This window comes from Exiguobacterium antarcticum DSM 14480 (assembly GCF_000685865.1).
Lineage (GTDB): Bacteria > Bacillota > Bacilli > Exiguobacteriales > Exiguobacteriaceae > Exiguobacterium_A > Exiguobacterium_A antarcticum.
The window spans coordinates 1,837,582-1,860,324 of the sequence record NZ_JMKS01000003.1; the positions used below are offsets into that span (position 1 = coordinate 1,837,582).

Annotated in this window: 25 protein-coding genes and 1 riboswitch; of the genes, 11 read left to right on the forward strand and 14 right to left on the reverse strand. The window is 48.9% G+C overall.

The annotated features are described in order from the left end of the window. The first annotated feature begins 58 nt into the window (after nucleotides 1-58). Entirely contained in the window at nucleotides 59-943 is an 885-nt protein-coding gene (gene paaX, locus P404_RS0110355; RefSeq protein WP_014969411.1) for a phenylacetic acid degradation operon negative regulatory protein PaaX, read from the forward strand. 52 nt (nucleotides 944-995) lie between these two features. Here paaX and P404_RS0110360 read toward each other — a convergent pair whose 3' ends face one another. After that, a complete protein-coding gene (locus P404_RS0110360) occupies nucleotides 996-1,514 on the reverse strand; it encodes a gamma carbonic anhydrase family protein (protein WP_026830705.1) in 519 nt (172 codons plus the stop codon). An 82-nt stretch (nucleotides 1,515-1,596) separates the two neighbouring features. On the opposite strand from P404_RS0110360, the gene P404_RS0110365 reads away from it, so the two are divergent. The 3 genes from P404_RS0110365 (at nucleotide 1,597) to P404_RS0110375 (ending at nucleotide 3,585) form a co-directional block, all read left to right on the forward strand. Then, on the forward strand, nucleotides 1,597-2,532 hold the full coding sequence (locus P404_RS0110365; RefSeq protein ID WP_014969413.1) for an NAD(P)H-dependent flavin oxidoreductase: 936 nt from the start codon (nucleotides 1,597-1,599) through the stop codon (nucleotides 2,530-2,532). Nucleotides 2,533-2,653: 121 nt separating this feature from the next. After that, entirely contained in the window at nucleotides 2,654-3,082 is a 429-nt protein-coding gene (locus P404_RS0110370; RefSeq protein WP_014969414.1) for a DMT family transporter, read from the forward strand. Nucleotides 3,083-3,105: 23 nt separating this feature from the next. Further along, nucleotides 3,106-3,585 (forward strand): DMT family transporter, encoded by a 480-nt coding sequence (locus P404_RS0110375; RefSeq protein WP_026830706.1) that lies wholly within the window; start codon nucleotides 3,106-3,108, stop codon nucleotides 3,583-3,585. A gap of 111 nt (nucleotides 3,586-3,696) precedes the next feature. Here P404_RS0110375 and msrA read toward each other — a convergent pair whose 3' ends face one another. Then, nucleotides 3,697-4,227 carry a peptide-methionine (S)-S-oxide reductase MsrA gene (msrA, locus tag P404_RS0110380; RefSeq protein WP_026830707.1) on the reverse strand — a complete coding sequence of 177 codons (531 nt, stop codon included), beginning with the start codon at nucleotides 4,225-4,227 and terminating at the stop codon, nucleotides 3,697-3,699. A 104-nt stretch (nucleotides 4,228-4,331) separates the two neighbouring features. Then, nucleotides 4,332-4,435: riboswitch (SAM riboswitch) on the reverse strand. Nucleotides 4,436-4,506: 71 nt separating this feature from the next. After that, nucleotides 4,507-5,679 (reverse strand): M20 metallopeptidase family protein, encoded by a 1,173-nt coding sequence (locus tag P404_RS0110385; RefSeq protein WP_026830708.1) that lies wholly within the window; start codon nucleotides 5,677-5,679, stop codon nucleotides 4,507-4,509. Between the two features lie 78 nt (nucleotides 5,680-5,757). Between P404_RS0110385 and P404_RS0110390 the strand changes: the two genes are divergently transcribed. Continuing rightward, nucleotides 5,758-6,051, forward strand: coding sequence for a putative quinol monooxygenase (locus tag P404_RS0110390; RefSeq protein ID WP_026830709.1), 294 nt, complete (start codon nucleotides 5,758-5,760; stop codon nucleotides 6,049-6,051). A 53-nt stretch (nucleotides 6,052-6,104) separates the two neighbouring features. Here the strand turns inward: P404_RS0110390 and P404_RS0110395 are convergent, their stop codons facing one another. Further along, complete coding sequence (locus P404_RS0110395) at nucleotides 6,105-8,657, reverse strand: SH3 domain-containing C40 family peptidase (RefSeq protein WP_236624364.1); 2,553 nt, start codon at nucleotides 8,655-8,657, stop codon at nucleotides 6,105-6,107. A 168-nt stretch (nucleotides 8,658-8,825) separates the two neighbouring features. Then, nucleotides 8,826-9,383, reverse strand: coding sequence for a GNAT family N-acetyltransferase (locus tag P404_RS0110400; RefSeq protein WP_014969419.1), 558 nt, complete (start codon nucleotides 9,381-9,383; stop codon nucleotides 8,826-8,828). Between the two features lie 258 nt (nucleotides 9,384-9,641). Between P404_RS0110400 and P404_RS0110405 the strand changes: the two genes are divergently transcribed. The 3 genes from P404_RS0110405 to P404_RS0110415 all read left to right on the forward strand — a co-directional run bounded on the left by P404_RS0110405 (nucleotide 9,642) and on the right by P404_RS0110415 (nucleotide 11,163). Beyond that, on the forward strand, nucleotides 9,642-9,971 hold the full coding sequence (locus P404_RS0110405; RefSeq protein ID WP_026830711.1) for a DMT family transporter: 330 nt from the start codon (nucleotides 9,642-9,644) through the stop codon (nucleotides 9,969-9,971). Continuing rightward, nucleotides 9,968-10,285 (forward strand): DMT family transporter, encoded by a 318-nt coding sequence (locus tag P404_RS0110410; RefSeq protein ID WP_014969421.1) that lies wholly within the window; start codon nucleotides 9,968-9,970, stop codon nucleotides 10,283-10,285. The genes P404_RS0110405 and P404_RS0110410 overlap by 4 nt, the downstream gene beginning before the upstream one ends. Before the next feature lie 122 nt (nucleotides 10,286-10,407). Then, complete coding sequence (locus tag P404_RS0110415; RefSeq protein WP_026830712.1) at nucleotides 10,408-11,163, forward strand: general stress protein; 756 nt, start codon at nucleotides 10,408-10,410, stop codon at nucleotides 11,161-11,163. 78 nt (nucleotides 11,164-11,241) lie between these two features. Here the strand turns inward: P404_RS0110415 and P404_RS0110420 are convergent, their stop codons facing one another. Continuing rightward, the gene (locus P404_RS0110420) at nucleotides 11,242-12,066 is read right to left on the reverse strand and encodes an aldo/keto reductase (RefSeq protein ID WP_026830713.1); all 825 of its coding nucleotides are present in this window, start codon (nucleotides 12,064-12,066) and stop codon (nucleotides 11,242-11,244) included. 144 nt (nucleotides 12,067-12,210) lie between these two features. Here P404_RS0110420 and P404_RS0110425 point away from each other — a divergent pair, with 144 nt between their 5' ends. After that, on the forward strand, nucleotides 12,211-13,236 hold the full coding sequence (locus P404_RS0110425; RefSeq protein WP_026830714.1) for an iron-containing alcohol dehydrogenase family protein: 1,026 nt from the start codon (nucleotides 12,211-12,213) through the stop codon (nucleotides 13,234-13,236). A 67-nt stretch (nucleotides 13,237-13,303) separates the two neighbouring features. Here the strand turns inward: P404_RS0110425 and P404_RS0110430 are convergent, their stop codons facing one another. From P404_RS0110430 to P404_RS0110450, 5 genes are all read right to left on the reverse strand, one after another. Then, the gene (locus P404_RS0110430; RefSeq protein ID WP_236624365.1) at nucleotides 13,304-14,269 is read right to left on the reverse strand and encodes an EAL domain-containing protein; all 966 of its coding nucleotides are present in this window, start codon (nucleotides 14,267-14,269) and stop codon (nucleotides 13,304-13,306) included. Between the two features lie 209 nt (nucleotides 14,270-14,478). Beyond that, nucleotides 14,479-14,751: a DUF1294 domain-containing protein gene (locus P404_RS0110435; RefSeq protein ID WP_014969426.1), complete on the reverse strand. Its 273-nt coding sequence runs from the start codon at nucleotides 14,749-14,751 to the stop codon at nucleotides 14,479-14,481. A gap of 8 nt (nucleotides 14,752-14,759) precedes the next feature. Further along, a complete protein-coding gene (locus P404_RS0110440) occupies nucleotides 14,760-15,497 on the reverse strand; it encodes a TPM domain-containing protein (protein WP_026830716.1) in 738 nt (245 codons plus the stop codon). Beyond that, a complete protein-coding gene (locus tag P404_RS0110445) occupies nucleotides 15,494-16,087 on the reverse strand; it encodes a LemA family protein (RefSeq protein ID WP_014969428.1) in 594 nt (197 codons plus the stop codon). The genes P404_RS0110440 and P404_RS0110445 overlap by 4 nt, the downstream gene beginning before the upstream one ends. 108 nt (nucleotides 16,088-16,195) lie before the next feature. Further along, nucleotides 16,196-17,032, reverse strand: coding sequence for an undecaprenyl-diphosphate phosphatase (locus P404_RS0110450; RefSeq protein WP_014969429.1), 837 nt, complete (start codon nucleotides 17,030-17,032; stop codon nucleotides 16,196-16,198). A 171-nt stretch (nucleotides 17,033-17,203) separates the two neighbouring features. On the opposite strand from P404_RS0110450, the gene P404_RS0110455 reads away from it, so the two are divergent. Then, complete coding sequence (locus P404_RS0110455; protein WP_026830717.1) at nucleotides 17,204-19,306, forward strand: heavy metal translocating P-type ATPase; 2,103 nt, start codon at nucleotides 17,204-17,206, stop codon at nucleotides 19,304-19,306. A gap of 70 nt (nucleotides 19,307-19,376) precedes the next feature. Here P404_RS0110455 and P404_RS0110460 read toward each other — a convergent pair whose 3' ends face one another. The 3 genes from P404_RS0110460 to P404_RS0110470 form a co-directional block, all read right to left on the reverse strand. Then, on the reverse strand, nucleotides 19,377-20,189 hold the full coding sequence (locus P404_RS0110460; RefSeq protein WP_034774176.1) for a ZIP family metal transporter: 813 nt from the start codon (nucleotides 20,187-20,189) through the stop codon (nucleotides 19,377-19,379). Nucleotides 20,190-20,258: 69 nt separating this feature from the next. Further along, complete coding sequence (locus P404_RS0110465; RefSeq protein ID WP_026830719.1) at nucleotides 20,259-20,588, reverse strand: YolD-like family protein; 330 nt, start codon at nucleotides 20,586-20,588, stop codon at nucleotides 20,259-20,261. Continuing rightward, nucleotides 20,572-21,897, reverse strand: a complete 1,326-nt coding sequence (locus P404_RS0110470) for a Y-family DNA polymerase (RefSeq protein WP_026830720.1) — start codon at nucleotides 21,895-21,897, stop codon at nucleotides 20,572-20,574. The genes P404_RS0110465 and P404_RS0110470 overlap by 17 nt, the downstream gene beginning before the upstream one ends. A 159-nt stretch (nucleotides 21,898-22,056) precedes the next feature. Here P404_RS0110470 and P404_RS0110475 point away from each other — a divergent pair, with 159 nt between their 5' ends. Then, nucleotides 22,057-22,704: a pentapeptide repeat-containing protein gene (locus tag P404_RS0110475; RefSeq protein WP_014969434.1), complete on the forward strand. Its 648-nt coding sequence runs from the start codon at nucleotides 22,057-22,059 to the stop codon at nucleotides 22,702-22,704. The last annotated feature ends 39 nt before the right edge of the window (nucleotides 22,705-22,743 follow it).

Below are 22,743 nucleotides of genomic sequence, written 5' to 3' on the forward strand. Positions count from 1 at the left end.
ATAACACGTATACTAACGGTAGACAAAAAAACGTTATATTAAAGAGAGAGTGAATGACATGAGTGCGAATACACAATCGATGATTTTCACCGTATACGGGGACTACATTCGACATTACGGCAATCAGATTTGGATCGGGAGTCTGATTCGTCTGCTGAAAGAGTTTGGTCATAACGAACAGGCAGTCCGTGTGGCCGTCTCACGGATGGTCAAACAAGGCTGGTTGACCTCTGAAAAGCAAGGCACTAAAAGTTTTTATTCGTTGACACCACGTGGGGTCGAGCGAATGGAAGAAGCTGCGCGACGGATTTATAAATCGACGCCCCACGTCTGGGACGGAAAGTGGCGGACGTTGATGTATACGATCCCGGAAGACAAACGACAAATTCGGGATGAGTTGCGAAAAGAGTTGTCCTGGAGCGGTTTCGGTAATTTATCGAACGGCGTCTGGATTTCCCCCAATCCGCTCGAAAAAGAAGCGGAACGTCTGATTGAGGCATACGGAATCACCGAGTATGTCGATTTTTTCGTCGGTGAATACCATGGTCCACAACAGGATCAATCGCTGGTCGAACGTGCTTTTCCGCTTGACGAACTCCAAGAACGGTATGAGACGTTCATCGCCGAGTACAGCCGGCGTTATATCGTCCATCAAAGCCGGATCCAGCTCGGTGAGATGGACGACGAACAATGTTTCGTCGAACGGACGACACTCGTCCATGAATACCGGAAGTTTTTGTTCAGCGATCCCGGTCTGCCGCAAGAATTATTGCCGGACGCATGGAGTGGCCAGCATGCTGCCTTATTGTTCGAGCAGTATTACCGATTACTCGCGGAACCGGCAAGCCGATTCTTTGAAACGATTTTTCAGAAAACGCATGACGTGTCACAAAAAAGCGCCGATTATGATGCATTGGAACATCCGTTATTTGCCGAGCGGTAATCAAGAAAACGCTCATCCCGAGGTTTCGAGATGAGCGTTTTCTTGATGAAAATCAGTCCTGTGCAAACTGTTTCCGGAAGGCATATCCTTTATCGACATACGAATCAATCGATTCTTGAATCATCTCGAGGTCTGCTGCCGTGAGTTCACGCACGACTTTACCGGGTGATCCGATGATCAACGAACGAGGCGGGAATTTTTTACCGGACGGAATTAATGTGTTGGCGCCGATGATACATTCTTCCCCGATTTCGGCATGATCGAGAACAGTCGCCCCCATACCGACGATGGAACGCCGACCGATTTTACAACCGTGCAAGATGGCATTGTGCCCGACCGTCACTTCATCCGCGATGATGACCGGTGCTCCTTCGTAGAGATGGATGGTCGCATTGTCCTGGATACTGCAACGTTTCCCGATCGTAATCGGACCTTCATCGCCTCGAAGGACGGCATTGAACCAAATCGTCGATTCTTCACCGACGGTCACGTCACCAATCAAAAAAGCACCGGGAGCGACAAAAACGTGTTCTGCTAAGCTTGGAGAAACATCGCGGTACGGAATATTCATGAGAATGCCTCTTTTCTAAAAATGAATTAAAATTCAGTCTTACTTAGTATACCATTCTTAGCAACGGAAACGGAGGGAGACCATGTCTCGTCTATGTACCAAATTACAGATCGATGTGCCCATTATTCAAGGCGGCATGGGAAACATCAGCCATGCCGAACTGACGGCAGCAGTCTCGAATGCTGGGGGACTCGGAACGATTGGATGCGGGACGATGACGCCTGCTGAAGTCAAACGATTGATTGAAGAGACACGCCGCTTGACGTCGCGTCCTTTTGCCCTGAATATCGCCATCCGGGTCTCGCCTCATGTCGAGCAGTTGATTGCGTTGGCGATTGAGGAACGGATTCCGGTCGTGTCCCTGTCGGCCGGTAATCCGGCACCTTTCTTGGAAAAGTTACGGGAGGCGGGGATCCAGACGATTGGTGTGGTCGCTTCCGTCAAACAGGCTGTCAAAGCCGAACAGGCAGGAGTGGATGTGCTGGTGGCGGAAGGGGTCGAAGCAGCGGGTATCAATTCACCGCTTGAGTTGACGACGATGACCTTGATTCCGCAAATCACGGATCATGTCACGATTCCTGTCCTTGCAGCCGGTGGAATCGGCGACGGGCGAGGCCTTGCCGCTGCCTGGATGCTCGGAGCAGAAGGGGTGCAGCTTGGAACCCGATTGATTGCGACACAAGAATCCCGTGTGCACGAACAGTATAAAAGACATCTCGTGCAGGCGGATGATCTCGCGACACGAATCATTGGCCGTGAAGTCGGACAAGTCCGCCGTGTTTTGAACGGACCGTATGTCGAGACATTGCAACCAACATCACTTGCTGCCTTTCAAGAACAGACGAACGAATCGTTTCATATCAAAGGAGCACTCGAGGGCGACGAGACAGAAGGGTACGTCAACGCCGGTCTCGTTTCCGGTTTGATTGATGATGTTCCAACCGTTGCGGAACTGTTTAACCGAATGATGGACGACGCGTTCGGGCGGATCGAACGGATGTACCGGACACTCCAGTAGTGTGAATTCAAAAGAAGCAGGCCTACGTGGTCGGCTTCTTTTTTATTTTTCAGGACATTTGTCCTTTTCAAAGGATAATAGAATGCGGTCTACTCATAATTAGAGAAAAAGGAGGATGAAGATGCAAGGAATCATTTTTGCTTTATTCAGTGGACTGTTTATCGCACTGCAAGGCATCTTTAATGCCCGGCTCGGTGACGCGGTTGGTCCATGGTTATCCGTGACAATCGTCCACTTCGTTGGGTTAATCGGCTGTTTGTTGATTTATGGATTCGTCCGGGATCGGAAAATCGGTGGTTTTCGTACGTTGCCGCTTGTGTATGCAAGCGGCGGATTACTCGGCGTCCTAGTCGTCGTCACGGAACTGACGTCGATTCAACTGCTTGGGATGACATGGGCGATGTCGCTGTTGCTCGTCGCCCAGATCTTATGTGCCTTTGTAATTGATTTGAACGGCTGGTTTGGTGTCATTAAAAAAAGCAGTAACAAAGGACAATGGATCGGTGTCGGCTTGATGTTGACCGGCGTCTTGATCTTTTCGCTCGCATGAAGTGAATCAAAGGAGGAAATCAAATGGGGTTAGGAATGTTTTGTGCCATCGTCGCAGGGATAATGATCAGTTTACAAACCGTTTTGAATGCACGGATGAGTCATGCCTTTGGCGCCTGGGCGACGACAACGTTAGTCTTTTTTGTCGGATTGCTCGGTTCGTTGCTCGCATTGGTCTTCTTTCGGGGCGGAACACTTGCGGCGCTTACAGAGGTCGAACCGCTTTATCTATTTGGTGGTTTCGTCGGAGTCGGTGTCGTGTTTTGTGTCATGCGGGGGATTCAACTGCTCGGACCGTCGATTGCGATTTCCGTCGTCTTGATTTCGCAACTCAGTTTTGCGCTGTGTGTCGACGTCTTTGGCTGGTTCGGTTTACCGAAAGTTGATTTGTCGTTTGGACAGATCATTGGATTGGTCGTCATGCTGAGCGGAATTTTCGTCTTGAAACGGTATCAAGTCGTGGATGAGGCGAAACAAATAGCCGACATCAAAGCGATTTCTTAAGCGAATCGCCAACAAATCAGCGGATGAATCGAAAAAGAGATCCCCCTTTCGCACGACTTTTACGTAAAGTGCATGAAAGGGGGGTCTCTTTTGAAAAACGTCCGATTTGAATCAGACGGATACTTCTTCTTTCCAGGCCACATCGATGAAGGCATCGCGACCGGATGCTTTCCGGTCTTTTTTGTAATGTTCCGGATTTTTTTTGTGGAAGTCTTGATGGTATTCTTCCGCCGGATAGAAGGCGTGTGCCGGTTCGATCCGTGTGACGATCGGTTGCTTAAAACGGTTTGTCGCAGCTAGCGCATCACGTGACGCGATGGCTGCAAGTCGTTGTTCTTCCGTATGGTAAAAAATCGCCGGAGCATACTGTGTACCGCGGTCCTGGAATTGTCCGCCGGCATCGGTCGGATCCGTTTGTGGCCAATACAGTTCCAGTAACCGTTCGTATGAAAAGAGTGCCGGATCAAATGTAATCTCGACGACTTCGGAATGTCCGGTCGTTCCGGTTTTGACCTGCTCATATGTCGGGTTGTCGACGTGTCCTCCTGTATAACCGGACACGATACTGTGAATCCCCGGTAATTCCTCAAATGGTGTCACCATGCACCAGAAACATCCTCCTGCAAATGTTGCTTTTTCCATGTCATCTCTCCCTTTCCCTTGGCTTCTTGAGCCGTAGTCCTGTCATTTCCGACAGCGAGAAAACGAAAACGACTCCTCTGCTTGGTTGCAAAAGGAGTCGCCGCTTTTTATCAACCAAAGCTTTCGCTTTGCTGGTCGTAGCACCTTGCTGTGCGCAGGTTGCTGGGACGTCATCGATCCAGATCTCTCGGTCCACTCTTGATAAGTGTTATATGAAGTTGATGTAAGTTCGTTATCATTGGGATGATAATACCATTCATAAAAGTGGAAAGTCAATCCTTATGTTTGCAAGGCACGCAGAACGGTCGCCCCTAACGTTTTGGCCCCGATCAGTAAGGCCTGTTCATTGATTTCGTACTTCGGGTGATGTTGTGGATAGATGGTGCTTCCGTCTGTCTTCGCAGAACCGGTAAAGAAATAACTTCCCGGGACGTGTTCTAAATAATAAGCAAAATCATCCGCTGCCATCATCGGTTTGACTTCACGGACCTGTGCCTCCGGTAAAAACGAAGCCGCTTCTTGGACCAACTTCGTCTCATTCGGATGATTCCAGAGCGACGGGTAACCGGTCGTGAAATCAATCGAATATGTAGCGCCAATTCCAGCACACGTCGTTCGGGCAACGAGATCGACCTGTTGGCGTAACTGATGCCGGAGTTGCTCGTTGAACGTCCGGATTTCACCGACGATCCGGGCTTCGCCGGTGACGATGTTCGGTGCCGTCCCGGAATGGAACGAGCCAATCGCGACGACGGCAGGTTCAAAGGGATCGACCCGTCGGCTGACGAGATGCTGTAAATTACAGACGAGTTGTGCTCCAGCGACGAGTGCATCTTGCGTCCGGTGCGGGGCTTGCGCATGACCACCTTGTCCATGGACGACGATTTCGAATTCATCGATCGCGCATAACGTATGGCCGCTGTGATAGCCAATCGTTCCGACCGGGAGATCATTTTCAAGATGGGTCCCGAAAATCGCATCAACCCCGTCGAGACAACCATCTTCGATCATTTGAATCGCACCTCCCGGAAAGACTTCTTCGCCATGTTGATGAATGAAGACGATGGTCCCTTCGAGTTCCTCTTGCAACGGCTTGAAGGCAGCGGCGAGTCCGAGGACGATCGCCGTATGGCCGTCATGTCCACAGGCATGCATGACACCGGGGCGGATTGAACGGAACGAAAGATCGGTTTCTTCCTGGAGCGGTAACGCGTCAAAATCCGCCCGGACAGCAATCGTTTTTCCGGGACGTGTCCCTTTGAGTGTCGCGACGATGCCGCTCCCTCCGACTTGTTCGCGGTAGGGGATACCAAGTGCTTCATAAAAGGCGATGATTTTTGCGGGTGTCCGGACTTCTTGGAACGATAATTCCGGGTGACGGTGAAAATCACGCCGTAAACGAATCATCTCGGCTTCGTATTGATCGAGAGCAGCAAATAAATTTTCTTGCATCGAAATCATCCTTTTCGGTATGTCTTGAGGAAAAACGGGTACAGATAGAGGTAATCAAATCAGAGGAGGAATTAACACATGGGTGAAATCATCGTCAATGCCGTTCTTACAGTCAAAGCAGGATTAGCTGATCAAGTCTTTCCAATTTTAAGTACAGTCTACAAAGCCGCACAAAACGAGCCGGGCTGCCTACGTTATACGTTGCATCAATCGATTGAAAATGAACATCAGTTCATGCTCTATGAAGTCTATCAAGACGAAGCAGCACTCGAGACACATATCGCATCGGACCACTATAAAGCCTACCGGGAACAAATCGAATTATACCTTGAGGACCGTCAAGTGACGAAATACGTCGAGATGACATTCTGAATCAAGGAAAGAAGGGCGTACGGATCCTCAAGGGTCCATACGCCTCTTTTGTGTTACATCGATTTAAAGCCAAGGAAATGTTCGCGCCAGCGTGGTTCATAAATCGAATTGATCTGGAGCTGTGAGCCCCCGGCATGGATGAAGTATTCATTGTCGAGCATGATGCCGATATGCGACGGACCATCGGTATACGTATTTTCGAAAAAGACGATATCCGAGCGTTTTCCGCTGCTGATCGTCGTGCGACGGTTCGTAAAGAAGGCGCCGTACCAATAGCCGCTGACATTTGTCCGTCCACCGTATTTCCCGGCTTGGTTCGTGGCGTAATGTATCAAACCCGAACAGTCAAAGCCGCCATTGGCTGCCGTTTGCGAACCCCATGTATACGGCGTTCCTAGGTGTTTGGCGGCCGCTTGGATCAATTTTTCGCCACGTGACGTATTTTTTTGAGCAATCCGTGTGTCGCTTGTGACGGTGACAGCGCTGACCGGCAGATAGACAGGAGACCAGCCGGACTGGATGACATAAAAGTTTCCGACCCGGTACCGGGGATAAACCCGTTTTCCCTGTTCGATCAAGCCGGTACCTTTCGGACTGACGGGTGTCGCAAAATAAGACGTCGTTGTTTTGACCGTATAGATTTTTTGACGGTTGATTGCCTGTTGGGTGTAGCGCATATCCGGTTTCGTCGTCCCGATATACGGGTTGATGACATAACCGGTCGTCCCGTTCGGTAACCGGACTTTCCAGAAATCATCGTCAATCGCCTTCAGACCGATCAGCTTTGTCCCTTTACTTAAATAGCCAGCAGGACGGCTGTAAGCGACATCGGCTGAAAACAGCGGTGTCTGATCAAAATGAACATAAAAAACTGTTCCGATTTTAGACGGTGCGACCGGTTTGTTGAGACCGAGTTTACTCGAGTCGACGAAGCCGAACGTCGTTCCGATTTTGACACGTGTGTAGTAACCGCTTTTGCCGTAAATCGACAGCGCCGTATTCTTTTTCAGTGTCCCGATTTTTCCAGTCAGGCTTGCTTTTGGATGAATGACCAGTTTATCTTCGAGCACATACCGTGTCCCGGTCACATCATACAGATCAGGTTTTTTTGTTACGAGATCTGTCGTCTTGACGTAGCCATAGACGGTACCAAGCTTGACGCGTGTGTACGCGCCGCTTGTTCCGTAAATATCAATCTGTTCTGCTCGTTTCATAGTACGGACAATGGTTTTCGCCGTCGTGTCTTTAAAAATCGATGTCGATTTGCTGGTATACCGGAGACCTGTCTTCGCATAGACTTTTGTTTTCGCAAGGGCACTCGTCAAGACGAAGGCATACTGACCGCGGAACAGAATCCGGCTGTAGGCCCCACTTGTGCCATAGACGGTCAATAACGTATTCGTTTGATGATTTTTCAAAATCGGACTGGAGCTGCTTGCTGCCTGACGAATCGGGGTTGATGCCTGGACATAAAGGCGGTCCGTTTTGGCATACACTTTTAATGGTGCCAATGCACTTGTTAAGACGAAGACATGCTGACCGCGGAATAAAATCCGGCTATACGCGCCGCTCGTTCCATAGACCGTCAGGAGTGTATTCGTCTGATGCTGTGCGAGTATCGGGCTCGTACTGTTCGCAGCTTGACGGACCGGCGTCGGACTTTGCACATAGAGGCGGTCAGTCTGCTCAAAAAATGCAAGATCCCCAAGGTGTGCCGTCAAGACAAAACCATACGTATCATTCAACCGGACACGCGTGTAGTTACCGGAGACGCCGTAGATGTCGATACGTTGATTTTGTGCCAGTGTTCCAAGTGGTTTTCCGGTTGCGGAAGCGGTCGGATAGACAGTCGTGAGGTGTTGGCTGTATTTTTTGCCGGTCACCGAGTACGAGGTGACTTTTTTTGTTCCGAGATGAGCTGTCAAAATGAAAGCATAACGATCGTTCCACTTGATCCGGGTAAACGTGCCGGACGTTCCGAATGTTTCGACGGGTTGATTGACGGCGTATTCTGCAAGAACTGTTCCGCTAGTATCAGCCGTCGGATAGACCATCGTTTTCTGTTGGACAAAGCGTTCCCCGGTCGTTACATAGACAGGGGTTGCACTGAGATCAGCCGTCAAAACGAACTGATACACCGTGCCCTGTTTGATGCGTGTGAAAAGACCTTCTTGACCGTATGTATCGACTGCTGCATTTTGAGCCAACGATTCGGTTGTCACCGTTTCTGAAGCAGCTGCTGTATAAAGTGGCGTTGATTTATTCGTATATCGGCTGTCGATTTTTGAGTAGGTTGGAGCAACGGCCAATTGTTCGGTCTTGACGAAGCGATAAACACCGTCGAGCAGGATGCGCGTAAACAGACCTTCTGTCCCGAACGTCTCGACTTCCGTCGCAGCAGGTAACGTTTGAAGTGCGTCAGTACTGTCCGGTGTTTCAAATACAGGGGTGACCGCTTGGGTGAACTGTTTGCCGGTCGCAACGTCCGTCTGTTCGTCGACGACTGCCGGAGCAACGTCACCTTCTGCAAGACCGTTGACCGGAAATGAACTAAACAACATGACGGAAGCAGCCAGTGAGGTGAACCATTTTTTTGATAAAGGCATCGTATGTAAGACTCCATTTCTTGAAAAATTAATTTTGAACCAATTATAACTAAGTTTACCATGTTCATTTTTCATGAAGTAGTAAGATATCAAAAAAAGTCAATTTCAGACTAAAAATTGGGAACAAAGGAAAAGGTGTTCTCCTGTTTTGGAGAAACACCTCTTTCATCATTTCGTGTCGTCTTCATGGTCGACTTGCCACTCCCAATCGAGCATGCCGTAGATCAGTGAGTCGCGCCAATGATCTTCCAAGTAGACAGTCTCACGCAGTTGTCCTTCCTTTGTCATCCCGACTTTTTGCAAGACACGTTCTGAGGCAAGGTTTCGCGGATCACAGGTCGCCGTAATGCGATGTAATTCTAACTTCTCGAAGCCGAATTCGAGTAAAAAACTAGCGATGGACGTCGCATACCCATTACCCCATTCGTCGGGAGACAGGATATAGCCAATTTCCGCACTTTTATGTTCGGCATCGGTGATGACAAGTTCGCCAGCACCGATAACATGGTCGTTTGAAAAGGTAACGGCAAAGACATAGCGGCGTCTCGGATTTTCAAGCTCACTTTCGAGCGCATCATGGATGAACTGTTTACTATCACTTTCGGAGTTTGGTCCCCATGACTGATACTGGCTGACAATCGGTTGTGAAGCATAGGCATGGACGGCTTCTAAATCCTCTGGCGTGAAACGACGAATACGTAGTTGCTCGTTGATTTTATAGCGCATGATGGACTCCTCCTCTATAGTTGACTCTCTCTATATATTGGCCATTCGGTCTGATTTTCCTGTTTGACAGGCAAAATCAAGCGTGCTAAAGTCGGTGTATCGAATGAAATGAATAGTGATCCTCTAGGGTTCCGTTCGGCTGGACCAAGGGAGGAACATAAGGGAAACCTTATGCAACGGAGGGATAAAAGCCCGGGAGTAAAGCGTTTTGGCGCTTGCTCTCGGGCTTTTTTGTTGGAGATATAAGGAGGAAATTATATGACTAAGTATTGGTTGAGTATCGTTTTAGCGGCATTTTTTGAAGTCGGCTGGGTCATCGGATTAAAACACGCGGCGACACCACTCGAATGGGGGGCGACGATCATCAGTATCATCGTCAGTTTCACCGTTCTGATCAAAGTCAGTAATCATTTACCGGTCGGAACGGTGTACGCGGTATTCGTTGGGCTTGGAACGGCAGGGACTGTCCTGACAGACATCCTATTGTTTGGTCAATCCGCGTCGATCGTCAAATTGATGCTGATTGTTGTTTTGCTCGTCGGTGTCATCGGATTGAAGTTAGTCAGTGGGGAGGGTGAAAAACAATGAGTTGGTTTTATTTGATTCTCGCAGGATTATTTGAGATGGTTGGTGTCGTTTTGATCAACACGTTTAATCAACAAAAAAATGCAAAAAATCTTCTGTTGATGTTCGCTGGTTTTGGATTCAGTTTTTTATTCCTGACCTTGGCGATGAACGAACTTCCGATGGGAACGGCATATGCAGTCTGGACCGGAATCGGTGCAGCAGGCGGCGCAGTTCTCAGCATGATTTTTTATAAGGAAGCGAAAGATTGGAAACGGCTGGTCTGTATCGGTTTGATCATCAGTGCGACCATCGGTTTGAAGCTGATTGGAGAATAAACATAACATTTAGATTACTTTTCCGATCAGAGCCGACTTAGTGGCATATTTTAGTGTGAAAAAGGAAATACTCCTTATAAGACAGTACGTCATTAAAATCGTGCATAAGGGGATGGATCGGTATGAAGACGAAACAGTATATCGGAACGTTTTATAAAGAAGAAGAATTGATCTCGAAAATGGATGAGTTGCATCAGCAAGGTCATCGCGAAGAAGATTTTTATATCATCGTCAAAGAGAAATCGAATCTGCAACTCGTTCGGAGCCAAATGGACGCGGAGATCGCAACGACGAAACCATCATGGCTTGACCGGATTCGGGGCAATCAGGGACGCGATCAGGAAGTAGATAGTCTGTTTGGTTCACTGGAGTTACCGGCTGATCAAGTCGAAGTCCATAAAACAGAAGTCGAAGGCGGCGGATTCGTGTTATTACTCGAAGTCCAGGACATCCAGTTCGATCCCCATCTGAATACGGACAATACCCATCCGGATGTCAAAGTTCGTTATGGCAGTTATGAAGAAACACGTACGTCAGAGGATGCCAATTCGAATGCCCAGCTTGGATCAGGGAATCCGCTTGATGTCGATAAGGATTCAAAAGAAGAGCATGCCGAAATTGATCTGCATCGAGCGGGTACAGATAAGATGCCGCAAGATGAACAAGCGATTGATCACGCAAAGCTTAATGGAGACCGCGAACCGAACATTGCGATGCGGCGTGATGATGACTTCAAACGTCCCGAGTGGGAAGAACAAAAAGCACGTCACGAAGACAAGGATGAAGATGAAAAACAAGAGCTTCATCGTCCGAACCGTTCGGCAGACCACTCAGATGATCTGGCGAAACAAGATCATGGGAATGATTTGGATCGTTAAAAAATAAAAACGGAGTGCTCTAAGCACTCCGTCAACATCAAACGATGTTCACTTTACCTGTGAGCATCGTTTTGTTTTTCATTTTTTATGCATCTCGTCCGGATTCGAACCGGTCCGTTCATCCCGGTTCAGCTGATCGATTTGCTTCATGTCATCAGACGATAAAACAAAATCAAAGACATCTAAATTTTCTTGAATCCGGTTTGGTGTGACGGATTTTGGAATCGCGATGATGTCATGCTGCAGGTGCCACCGTAAAATGACTTGAGCCGGTGTTTTGGCGTGACGTGTCGCGATGTCTGTGATGACAGGCTCCGTTAAGGCGTCGCGTCCTTTCATTAAAGGACTCCATGCTTCGACGACAATTCCGTTTTTCTGACAAAAATCACGAATCGCTTTTTGGCTCAAGAACGGATGCAGTTCAATCTGATTGACGGCAGGGACAATCGTTCCTTCTTCGAGAATCCGCTTGAGATGCGGGATGTGGAAGTTTGAGACACCGATGGCTTTGGTTTTTCCTTCTGCATAGAGGTGCTCGAGGGCCCGCCACGTGTCCATATATAAATCCTCATCCGGCATCGGCCAGTGAATCAAATACAGATCGACATAGTCGACACCTAATTTTTGAATGCTCGTTTCAAAAGCGGTCAGCGTTTCCTCATAACCTTGATCCTTGTTCCAGACTTTCGTCGTCAAAAAGATATCTTTCCGCGGAATCCCCGAATCTCGTAAAGCGCGTCCGACACCGGCTTCGTTTTCATAAATCATCGCGGTATCAATCGAACGGTAACCTGCCCGTAAAGCTTCGAGTACGGCCTCATAGACGTCTTGTTCAGGAACTTTAAACACACCATAACCCAGTTGTGGCATGACAAGTCCATTGTTTAATGTGATGTAATCCATCAAAATTTCCCCCTTTGGATGACAAATCTGTACTCACTTCAGTGTACGCCTTCCGTTACGGAAAATCGAATCAAACGAAGGGTTGAACCAGGGGACGGATTTCCGTATACTGAGCGTTAACAAATAATGGAATGAGGGGTCAGGATGATTCGTCAAGCAGTCTTACAATACATACACGAAGAACGCGCAGTTGACCGTCTAACGGAATTGTTAGCGGGAAGAAAAACCGTCATGATTCACGGAGAGAAGGCGCTGCAAGCGGCCTCACCGTATTTAGGAAAATTCCCTACACTTGTTTTCCGTGGGCACTGTACGGATGAACAAGTCGGACAGCTCGTAGATGCATGTGAGACCTATGAAATCATCATTGCTCTCGGTGGCGGTTCCGTCATTGATACGGCAAAACAAGTGGCCGTCAAACGGAATTGTCCCTTGATTGTCATTCCGACGATCGTCTCGAACTGTGCCCCATGGACACCCCTTAGTGTCATGTACGACGAACGGGGGCAGTATCTTCGTTTCGATACGATTCCCGTCGTCATCGAAGCGTTATTGCTCGACCACCGGATTTTAGCAGCCAGTCCATATGATTATTTTGTTGCCGGACTCGTTGATACGTTAGCCAAGTGGTATGAGGCACGCGCTCTCAGCGGCACGACGGCAGACGATCCGGTTGTCGAGTCCGCACTGCGGATGGCAGAACACTGTAAAGAGCTGATTTTGCGGACGCCGATCAGTCCGGAACAATTTAAGGACTATCCGTCATCGATTCAATATCTGGTGGAGACGGTCATTCCCCTTGCCGGAAGTGTCGGTGGATTCGGTGACGAAGCAACACGGGGAGCAATTGGTCATGGTATCCACAATGCGTTGTCTCCGTTTCCTTCGACGCATCGGATGCTGCATGGAAGTAAGGTCGGATATGGGCTGTTGATTCAAGAGTTGTTGCTCGGACAGACGGAGTCCTATGCAGAATTGCAGCACTATTTAGTAACCAATCAGCAACCGACGACGAGTGCACAACTCGGATTGACGGAGGCAGAACGGCAAAAAATAGCAGAGCGGATTGGCCAGGAGCCGCTTTGTCAGTTGATCAAAACGGATTTGTCCCCGGAAACAGTTCTTTCAATTTTAATGAAAAACGACCAGCACGTTGCGTACGCTCGTTGAAGCAGGTACGAAATAAAAAGCAAATCCGACGCCCGAATTGACCGGGAATAGGATTTGCTTTTCTTGATTACTGTGCTTTGGCAAATTCAGAATAAGGCGCAGGACGACCAAGCAGATAACCTTGTCCGAAGTCAAAACCAAGTTCGCGGCATAAGTCGAGCTCTTCCTGGCGTTCGATGCCTTCCGCGAGGATTTGAATCCCCATCTCTTTTGTTAAGTGACGTGCTTTTCGTAAAAAGGTTTCATTTTCAGCTACCGTATCACAATGGGAGATGAAGTCACGATCGATTTTGATGTAGTCCGGTTGCAGGAGGGACAACATATCGAGTGTCGAGAAGCCCGCTCCGACGTCGTCGAGCGCCACTTGGATCCCTTGTTTCTTATACTGTTCGAAGACGTGTTTCAAATGATTGACGTCTTCAATTTTTTCCGTTTCAACGACTTCAAACACAAGCCGGCTTGGATCCACATTATACCGTTCGACGATCTCGAACGTATGGCGAAGGCAATATTCCGGGTTGTAGATGGTCGAAGGAAGGAAATTGATAAACGTTTTTTCTGTCCCGCCAACTAAATGTGTCGCACGAATGGCCTCTTCGCGAGCACGTTGGTCGAGTCTTGAATGGAGACCCATCTTCGAAGCCGTCGAAAACAGCAAACCAGGTGACATGGAAACGTTTTGGTCCGCGGCTCGAAGTAATGCTTCGTTAGCGAACAGCGTGTTGTCTTGAATGTTGAAGATGGGTTGTAAATGACTGGTCATGACGCCGTTCTGGATAAAGTCAATCGTCTGCCGGTGACGCACCTGCTCGAGTAAAACCGAGGCGGCAAGCACCGGAGTGACGAGGCGAGAACCAGTTGCCCGGCAGGAGACCGGGAAATCTGCAATCCGTAACGTCGATTCGAGTAATTGCTCCAGTTGTTCAAAGGAATCATAAGAAACCACTTCGGATTCAGGTGACTGGATATGTAGGGAACCAGTCTCAATAAAGCGGATTGTCGTAGTACATTCAGCGCAAGGATGCCATATCAATAGATTTCCACCTCTCCTAGTAAAATACATTTTCAAAAGATGTATTTATTAAATTAGTTAAACTCTTTACCCGAAGATAATCCATCGCTAAACCGGATATCAACTATTTGTCCTTCTATTGACCAAACTAAAAAAAGAGATAGGTGAATTCGTCTAAGAAACGAATTCTCTATCTCTTTTATCGGTATCTGTCGATTGATTCTAAAGGACTAAAGTCGCATCCACAAAATCCAGGCGGTCAGATGAAGCAGTAAAGCAAGTGGAACAAACAATTGAAACTTCGCTGTCCGCGTTTTATGGCGGACAAGTTGCATCGCAAGTAACGTACCAAGTGCTCCACCAAGGAAAGCGATCGTTAATAAGGTGGCTTCCGGTGTCCGCCATGCCCGGTGTTTCGCCTGACGTTTATCCCGCCACATCGAAACGAAACCAATCCCGGTCATGATGCTGTAAAACAGAAGAATAATGGAGAAGGGTGTCATTCGATACCTTACCTTTCTGCGCCGCCGCCGCCGGAACTGCCCCCGCCGCCACGACTTCCACCACCGCCACCGCCGCCACGCATAATGGCAGAGAAGATGTTGATGATGGCAAAGAAGAACATTCCGCCGGTGAACTTCATGTCAAGAAGCAGCAACAGGACAAGTCCGGCGCCAATCAGGACTTTTGCCCAGGTACTTAAACCGCCGTCAGCACTCTTTTTGACCGGATCCTGCGATTCAAGCGATTGTTCTTTTGAGATGACGCTGACGACGGCTTTATACGTTTCAGAAGCCGCCTTACCATAGTCCCCTTGGTCGCGGTAGGGGACCGCATACTGATCAAGAATCCGTCCGGCAGTGATATCGGTCAGAATTCCTTCCAATTTATAGCCGACTTCGATCCGGAAATTTCGGTCTTTTTCGTTTGGAGCGACGACGACTAAAATGCCGTTATCTTTTCCGGCCTGTCCAATGCCTTGTGCCCGGAAGGTTTCATTGGCATACGTGCTTAAATCTTGTCCTTTTAAATCCGGCACAGTCTTGAGCACAACCTGTGCCGTTGTATATTGTTCGAGTTCTTGCCCGAGACGAGCGAGTTCCGCTTCTTCCGACGCGGTCAGCAGCTGTGCATCATCCTGGATGAAGAATGCTGCGCCCGTGCGTTCTGACACGGCTTCGGCAGTCGGAGTCAGAAGGAAGAAGACGAGGAACGCGGTGAAAAGCAGTCGCGTTCGTCGCCAAATCATTTCGAGTCACTATTGAAGTCGACCGTTGGGTTTTCACGGTCACTGTCTGAGATTTCATAATATGGTTTTTTCTCAAAACCAAACGCCGAAGCATAAAGCGAAGTTGGGAAACTGCGACGTTTTTTATTATAGACGGTCACGGCGTCATTATAATCCTTACGGGCGATACCGAGACGATTTTCCGTTCCTTCGAGTGTATCCATCAACGATTGGAACCGTTCACTTGATTTGAGTTCCGGATACGTCGTTTGCAAGGCAATCAGTCCGCGAAGTGAAGACGTGACTTGCTGATCGGCTTCGATCCGCTGTTCCGTCGAAGCGGCCCGTGCGAGACCAGCTTGTGCCTCAGCAATATCACCATACACTTTTTGTTCCTGACCGGCGACACCTTTGACGGTTTCGACGAGATTCGGAATTAAATCCGCTCGGCGTTTGATTTGGTTATCGACTTGCGACCACTTATTTGAAACATCTTCTTCGACATTGACGAGACTGTTGTATTGTCCGATTGCTAAAAAGGCAATCAGGACGACGACAGCAATCCCGATGATAAGAGGTAACTTGGAACCTCCACGATTTCTACGTGCCATAAATTCGTTCACTCCTTTTTCTGTATCTCATCTGTATATACCCTAATCCCTTCAATTAGTTTCACGAAAATGAAAAAAACCATCAGCGTCTGCTGACAGTTTTCAGGATTACATGTAGACGATGACGGCGAGAATCGTTGCTAAGACCAGACGATAGATCGCAAACGGGACAAGCTTGATCTTATTAATCAGTTTCAGGAAGAAACGAATCGACAGTAAGGCGAATGCGAATGAGGCGATGAAGCCGACTGCATAAAAACCAAGGTCTCCAGCATTGATATATTGCCAGTTCTTGACGAGTGATAAGGCACTTGCACCGAACATGATCGGGACGGCCATGATGAACGTAAAGTCAGCCGCTGTCCGGTGATTCATCCCGAGGAACACCCCTCCGGAAATCGTCGAACCGGACCGCGAGAAGCCCGGCCAAAGCGAGATACACTGGAAGAGACCGATCAGAGCCGCTTGGCGGTAAGAAATCTGATCGAGTGTCGTCGTTTTTGGTTCTTTTGGTCCAAGTTTATCCGCTGCAATCATCAGGATCGCACCGGCTGCAAGACCGATGATGACGGTATCAATCGAGAACAGGTTCTCGTCGATGAAGTCTTCAAACAGCAGACCGAGAACGGCTGCCGGGAGTAAACCGATCAGGACGTGACGTAATTTCAGTTTGTGTGTCCCAGACGCGTCATGTTCCCCTTCGATCTTATAGAGACCAATCAGGCTGAACAACCGTTTCCAAAAGACGACGATGACGGCGAGGATTGATCCCAGCTGGATGACGATCTTAAACGTATTCGCGGAATACTGACCTAAGAATTCTGATGTCTGAAGCCACATATCGTCAACGATGATCATATGTCCGGTTGAGGAAACAGGCGCGAATTCCGTCATCCCTTCGACGAAACCGAGTAAAAGTGCTTTAAGTAATTCAATGATAGTCATGTTATTCTCCTTCTATATTTTTCTAATTAAAAACATATCATGTTTTATTCTTCTGAGATAGAACTAATCGAAATATCGGGCGCAAGTCTGAGAAAAATGTGACTTGTTGAAAAATCAAAAAGAGCGTAAACTATTCTTATAATCAAACAATCGTTTGAATGAGGTGAGAAGATGGAAACCAAAACAGAACGACTTCACGTGACCGGAATTGATTGTGCCAACTGTGCAGCCAAAGTCGAACGTGGTGTTTCGAACGTCAACGGCATCGAGCAAGCCAATTTAGATTTTGCCGGGCAAAAACTGTATCTGACGTATGAAAAAGAAGCAATACTCGACGATACCTATCGTGCGGTCGTCAATCGAGTCCGGGAACTGGAACCAAATGTCGTGCTCACGCGACCGGATGCACCAGACGGCGAGGACGATCACGGTCATCACCATGATCACGGACCATTCCTGAATAAAACGAAAAAAATTCAATATGGTGTGGGTCTGCTTTCCTTCGCCGGGGCTTATCTGGTCCCGGGATCAATTGACCTTCTATTTTTTGCGATTGCGTACTTGTTGATCGGATGGGAAGTCTTGCGAACGGCCGTCCGGAACATACGACACGGACAGATTTTTGATGAGAACTTCCTGATGTTCATTGCGACGATCGGTGCGTTTTTGATTGGCGAATATCCGGAAGCCGTCGCCGTGATGCTGTTTTATCAAATCGGTGAGTTTTTCCAACATCGTGCGGTGGATCAATCCCGGAAATCGATTGCTGAACTGATGGACATTCGCCCGGATGTCGCGACGCTTGTAGACGGACGACAAGTCCGGCCGGACCAAGTGATGATTGGTCAACGGATTCTCGTCCGGGCAGGTGAAAAAATCCCTTTAGATGGGACAGTCCTTGAAGGAGAAGCCTTCATCGACACAACCGCCCTGACCGGCGAGTCGGTCCCGCGACGGGTCCGACCGGCCGATCCGATTTTAGCCGGGACGATCAATACAGATGGACACCTGTTGATTCAAGTCGACCGCCGGTATGGTGAGTCAACGGTTGCTAAAATTCTTGATTTAGTGGAAAATGCATCGCGTCATAAAGCACCAACGGAAAAATTCATCACCCGCTTCGCGCGTGTCTACACACCTGTCGTCGTTGTGATTGCAACATTGCTCGCGGTCGTGCCACCACTCCTGATCAGCGGGGCGATATGGGGGGACTGGATTTACCGGGCACTTGTCTTCCTGGTCATCAGCTGTCCGTGTGCGCTTGTCATTTCGATTCCGTTAGGATTCTTCAGCGGGATTGGTGCTGCTTCAAAACGGGGGATTCTCGTTAAAGGAGGCAATCACCTTGAAGCGTTGCAACAGCTGGATACGGTTGTGTTCGATAAAACCGGGACACTGACAGAAGGTGTGTTTGAAGTCGTCGAACTGCGTCCGGTAAGTGGATCGGACGAAGAACTGTTGCAGGCGGCTGCGACGGTCGAACAACACTCGAATCATCCGATTGCGAAATCCATCCAACGCCTGTACGCGACACGTGGTGTCGTCACAGTGAAGGGACAAGATTACCGGGAAGTAGCCGGATCCGGTGTCACCGGACGGTTTGGAACGGATCAGATGGAGGCGGGGAACGCCCGTTGGTTCAAGGAATTGGGCTTTACGCCGCTTGATCAGACGGAAGACGGGACGTATGTCCATGTTGCCAAAAACGGAACGTACCTCGGGTTTATCCGGATTGCGGACCGGATTAAATCCAGCACGGTTGACGCCTTACAGGATCTAAAAAAACTGGGTGTCCGTCGAACGGTCATGTTGACCGGCGACCGGCAGGAGACGGCACAACGAATCGGTCAACAGATTGGCATCGATCAGATCGAAGCGGAACTTTTACCGAATCAAAAAGTCGAACAGCTGGAAGCGATCTTGCGACAAGCAAAAGGGAAAGTCGCGTTCGTCGGAGACGGCATCAACGACGCACCGGTTCTGACACGGGCAGATGTCGGTATCGCGATGGGCGGACTCGGAAGTGACGTCGCGATTGAAGCGGCAGATGTCGTCTTAATGACGGATGAACCGAAGCAACTCGTGGAAGCAATCCACGTCGCGCGTGCCACCCGGAAAATCGTCTATCAGAACATCATCTTTGCACTCGGTGTCAAAGGAGTTTTCTTACTCCTCGGCGCCTTCGGGATTGCGACGATGTGGGAAGCGGTCTTTGCGGACGTCGGTGTGACCGTTCTTGCTGTCTTGAATGCGATGCGGATTTTACGGAAATAACAATGGACATGCAATAAGACCTCTCCCGTGTCTCACAGGAGAGGTCTTATTCGTTTGCTGTAATACTACATTATCCGAGTGCGACGTCCAAAATCATCATGACGGTGAAACCGACCATCAGACCAAGTGTTGCCAAGTCTGAGCCGTTTTCAGCCTGCGATTCGGGAATCAATTCTTCGACGACGACGAAAATCATCGCACCGGCGGCAAACGCCAGGGCATATGGTAAGAGCGGCTGGATGAAGAAGACAGCGGCCGCCCCGACCATGGCGGCAATCGGTTCGACGATCGCCGACAATTGTCCGTAGTTAAAGGCACGCCGGCGTGACATCCCTTCACCACGGAGCGGAATCGACAAGGCTGCCCCTTCCGGCATGTTTTGAATCCCGATCCCAAGTGCGAGTGTCAAGGCGCCGGCGACTGTCGCCCCGTCCATGTTGAGCGCTGCTGCACCAAAGGCAACACCAATCGCTAAACCTTCCGGGATGTTGTGTAAAGTAATCGCGAGAAACAACAGCGTTGTCTTTTTCAGACCGGTCGACGGACCTTCGGCTGTTTCGAGCGGAGCGGATAAATGCAGGTGGGGAGTTACGAAATCCAGGAGGCGGACAAAAAAACCACCTGCCAGGAAACCGATTGCGGCCGGCAACCAGGCAATTCCACCATCATTTTCCGTAAATTCAATTGCCGGGGCGAGCAATGACCAAAACGAAGCCGCAATCATAACACCGGCGGCAAAGCCGAGCATCATATTCATGACCCGTTTTTCAATCGTCGTAAAGACGAGGACAAGTGCGGCTCCGAGTGCCGTCAATCCCCAAGTCATCATGCCGGCAAGCAACGCTTGCACGACGACCGGAAGTCCGGTAAACCATTCCATCATACCAATCAATCCTTCTTTCAATGCTAATTCGTAAGATAAGTGCGTAAGATACAGCAGCTTCTGTCTCTTCTACCCGTTTTCAATCCGAATGATTCGTCCGAGCGGAATCTCGATCCGTGATAATCCACGCAATATGAGATAGGCACGTTCACGATGCACCTGCTCGATGAACCCGGAGGTCGTGACATAGCCTCTTTCACTATAATACGTGATTTCAAGCTCGGTTCCTTCTATTAATGCTTGTTCAAGTAAGAACTGCCAGGGATACTGCAATTGTTCATCGATGATTGGAAGATCGATTTGATGGTTTTCAAGATAATAGGCTTTGAGAAGTTGAATGTGTTCCGGCATCAGAAAGGGAAGCCATTTGAGGTCTCCACGATCATGATAACGTGTCATGCTGGTCACCTCCCGGATGGCCGCCGACGAACCGGAGCCGGCGTTTTGCGACACTTGTATCGAGGAAGGACACAGCGAGCCGGATCGTTCCTTTTCCGTAACGTAAATTGACGTGGTCGATGGCTTTTAACAAGCGCTTTCTGCGCCAGACCTTTGTATTGTCTTCAAATAAGGACAACTGAAGTGTTCCCTGATCCGGAGTGAGTTGCCCGAGGGCGACCGATAAAAAGCGGACCGGTTCACCGTCGAGCCAATTCGGTTCGAACAATTGGAGGACGTAACGCAACAACAGCCGTTCATCAGATGTCGGATAAGGCAGGCGGAGCTGTTTCGAAAAGCCGTCCCGGGTGACATGGCGGGAGTAGCGAACGCCGAGATGCACCGTCCAACCGACTTGATTAGAAAAACGGACCCGTGCCGCGACATCGCCTGCTAATTCGGCCAGAACTAAACGAATCTGTTCGTACTGGTAATAATCGCGCATCAAGGTCACTCCATGTCCGATTGTTCTTTTGGTATCCGGCGCAGTCTGGAATAAGGTCATCGGATCAATGATGGTCGGAGAACTGTCGATTCCCCAGGAATGGTGCCAAAGTTCTGCCCCGAGGACTCCAAACCGTTCGTGTAAGTCTTCAACCCGTGCTGCGGCCAGGTCACCAATGGTGTTGATCCCCATTACCGACAAGTGTTGCTCCATCATCCGTCCGACTCCCCACATCTTGCGAACCGGAAAATCATGCAACAACCGGGAGACATCTGCATAACCGCATTGTGCGATGCCTTCACGTTTTCCACGTAAATCGAGCACCAGTTTTGCGATGACGTTGTTCGGACCGATGCCGATCCGGACCGGAATGCCGGTCTGTTGCCAAATCGCTGTCTGGATTTTTTGAGCCGTTTCAACATCTGATCCAAAAAGCCGTTCCGTTCCGGTCATGTCGATAAAATTTTCGTCAATTGAATAGATCCGGATCGCATCGGGCGGGGCAAACTGATGCAAGACATCCAATACTTCAATTGATGTTTTCATATATGCGAGCATCCGCGGTTCAACGAGCATAATCTGCTTTCGCTCCCGATAAGGCAATTGTTCAATCTGATAGAGTCGACTGGCGGTCTTGATTCCGAGTTGTTTTAAGGCAGGGCTGGCTGCGAGGACAACGGATCCGGAGCGGGTCAAGTCCGATACGACAGCAAGTTTTGTCGTCAAGGGAGGCAAATTTCGATAACGGCATTCACAACTGGCATAAAAAGAGACACTGTCGACACAAAAGATCCGTCGATCGGGAAAAGAGATAGTCAGGTTCATCGGAAACTCTCCTTGGTACATAAAAGAACATTTGTTCTTGTTTTTGATTTGACTATATCATGGTCTCAGTCGGTCTCAAATCAAAAAACCAAAAAAAGAGTCAATCTTTGCTACACTGAGAAAGATGAAAGTGATGTAGAAGGAAAGAAGGGGAAGTACGTGAAAAAACAAATCATTCAATTACCCGAGTTACCGCACCAGCTGACACCGGAAACCTTTGCGGATGTCGAAATCGATGATCCGTATCTGTATCAAACGTTGTATGAAAAAGAGACATTACCGGTCGAGTTGACAGAACGGCTCGACGTCAATCAAGTCTGTTTTCGAAATGTCTCGTTTGCGGGACTGGTTTTTGAACGGGCTTCATTTGAAAATGTCCGCTTTGAACAATGTGACTTGACGGGGTGTCAGTTCCAGGACAGTCGTTTTCACCGGGTCGTTTTTGAGGATTGTCGCCTGACCGGAATTCACTTTGAATCGAATACGGTTGATCATGTGACGATCAAAAACTGTCAGGCCAATTATGCCCAACTGATTCGGACAGCGTTACGTCACGTCGCACTGGAGCAGACGACGATGCGGGAAAGTCATTTCTTTGAAATGAAGCCAACCGATTTCCGGCTGCATGAAGTTGATTTGTCGGAAAGTCAATGGGTCGAGACGGCATTAAAAGGACTGGATCTGCGGCAAGCCGACCTGTCCGGAATCACGATTGATCCACGTTTCTTACCAGGTGCTATCGTTACGGAAAGCCAGGCCATCACGTTTGCCCGGTTACTCGGACTCGTCATTCCAAGTCATGATTAACGATCAAAAAAAAACGAAGTTCACTGTCCCGAATACTAC

Bases quoted from the DNA above. Each gene is read 5' to 3' on its own strand.
- P404_RS0110470 (WP_026830720.1), bottom strand. From the start codon at position 21,897: ATGAACCTGACTATCTCTTTTCCCGATCGACGGATCTTTTGTGTCGAC.
- P404_RS0110395 (WP_236624364.1), bottom strand. From the start codon at position 8,657: ATGCCTTTATCAAAAAAATGGTTCACCTCACTGGCTGCTTCCGTCATG.
- P404_RS0110360 (WP_026830705.1), bottom strand. From the start codon at position 1,514: ATGAATATTCCGTACCGCGATGTTTCTCCAAGCTTAGCAGAACACGTT.
- P404_RS0110435 (WP_014969426.1), bottom strand. From the start codon at position 14,751: ATGACACCCTTCTCCATTATTCTTCTGTTTTACAGCATCATGACCGGG.
- paaX (WP_014969411.1), top strand. From the start codon at position 59: ATGAGTGCGAATACACAATCGATGATTTTCACCGTATACGGGGACTAC.
- P404_RS0110370 (WP_014969414.1), top strand. From the start codon at position 2,654: ATGCAAGGAATCATTTTTGCTTTATTCAGTGGACTGTTTATCGCACTG.
- P404_RS0110400 (WP_014969419.1), bottom strand. From the start codon at position 9,383: ATGCGCTATAAAATCAACGAGCAACTACGTATTCGTCGTTTCACGCCA.
- P404_RS0110415 (WP_026830712.1), top strand. From the start codon at position 10,408: ATGAAGACGAAACAGTATATCGGAACGTTTTATAAAGAAGAAGAATTG.
- P404_RS0110405 (WP_026830711.1), top strand. From the start codon at position 9,642: ATGACTAAGTATTGGTTGAGTATCGTTTTAGCGGCATTTTTTGAAGTC.
- P404_RS0110425 (WP_026830714.1), top strand. From the start codon at position 12,211: ATGATTCGTCAAGCAGTCTTACAATACATACACGAAGAACGCGCAGTT.
- P404_RS0110460 (WP_034774176.1), bottom strand. From the start codon at position 20,189: ATGATGGAATGGTTTACCGGACTTCCGGTCGTCGTGCAAGCGTTGCTT.
- P404_RS0110410 (WP_014969421.1), top strand. From the start codon at position 9,968: ATGAGTTGGTTTTATTTGATTCTCGCAGGATTATTTGAGATGGTTGGT.
- P404_RS0110465 (WP_026830719.1), bottom strand. From the start codon at position 20,588: ATGACACGTTATCATGATCGTGGAGACCTCAAATGGCTTCCCTTTCTG.
- P404_RS0110365 (WP_014969413.1), top strand. From the start codon at position 1,597: ATGTCTCGTCTATGTACCAAATTACAGATCGATGTGCCCATTATTCAA.
- P404_RS0110450 (WP_014969429.1), bottom strand. From the start codon at position 17,032: ATGACTATCATTGAATTACTTAAAGCACTTTTACTCGGTTTCGTCGAA.
- P404_RS0110375 (WP_026830706.1), top strand. From the start codon at position 3,106: ATGGGGTTAGGAATGTTTTGTGCCATCGTCGCAGGGATAATGATCAGT.
- P404_RS0110390 (WP_026830709.1), top strand. From the start codon at position 5,758: ATGGGTGAAATCATCGTCAATGCCGTTCTTACAGTCAAAGCAGGATTA.
- P404_RS0110445 (WP_014969428.1), bottom strand. From the start codon at position 16,087: ATGGCACGTAGAAATCGTGGAGGTTCCAAGTTACCTCTTATCATCGGG.
- P404_RS0110420 (WP_026830713.1), bottom strand. From the start codon at position 12,066: ATGGATTACATCACATTAAACAATGGACTTGTCATGCCACAACTGGGT.
- P404_RS0110440 (WP_026830716.1), bottom strand. From the start codon at position 15,497: ATGATTTGGCGACGAACGCGACTGCTTTTCACCGCGTTCCTCGTCTTC.
- msrA (WP_026830707.1), bottom strand. From the start codon at position 4,227: ATGGAAAAAGCAACATTTGCAGGAGGATGTTTCTGGTGCATGGTGACA.
- P404_RS0110385 (WP_026830708.1), bottom strand. From the start codon at position 5,679: ATGCAAGAAAATTTATTTGCTGCTCTCGATCAATACGAAGCCGAGATG.
- P404_RS0110455 (WP_026830717.1), top strand. From the start codon at position 17,204: ATGGAAACCAAAACAGAACGACTTCACGTGACCGGAATTGATTGTGCC.